This window comes from Mycobacterium sp. Soil_C_30 (genome assembly GCF_057656995.1).
This window is the reverse complement of record NZ_JBDGJH010000074.1, coordinates 1-302: the sequence shown is the minus strand read 5'-3', so window position 1 is coordinate 302 and position 302 is coordinate 1. Positions and strand designations below refer to the sequence as shown.

1 protein-coding gene is annotated in these 302 nt (G+C 68.9%); it reads left to right on the top strand.

Annotation, left to right across the window (positions count from 1 at the left end):
- On the top strand, positions 1-302 hold a 302-nt coding region (locus AC3A6P_RS36170), incomplete at both ends, for an HNH endonuclease signature motif containing protein (RefSeq protein ID WP_487697473.1).

Genomic DNA, 302 nt, shown 5'->3' with positions numbered 1-302 from the left:
ACGGAAAACGATGCACCGCAGGATGATTCAACCCGTGGCTGCCACGCCGCGCCCATCCGGCCGGCGGTCACCCTCGCTGGCGGCATCATCCCCACCGCACTACTGGCCGAACTCATCCACACCGGCGCCACCGTCAAAGCCCTACCGCTACCCACCGCAGAACCCACACCCGGCTACGCCTTCACCGGAGCGCTGCGCGAGTTCATCCAATGCCGCGACATGCGTTGCCGGTTCCCCGGCTGCAACCGCCGCGCCGAATACGCCGACATCGACCACACCCTCCCGCACGGCGACGGCGGCCC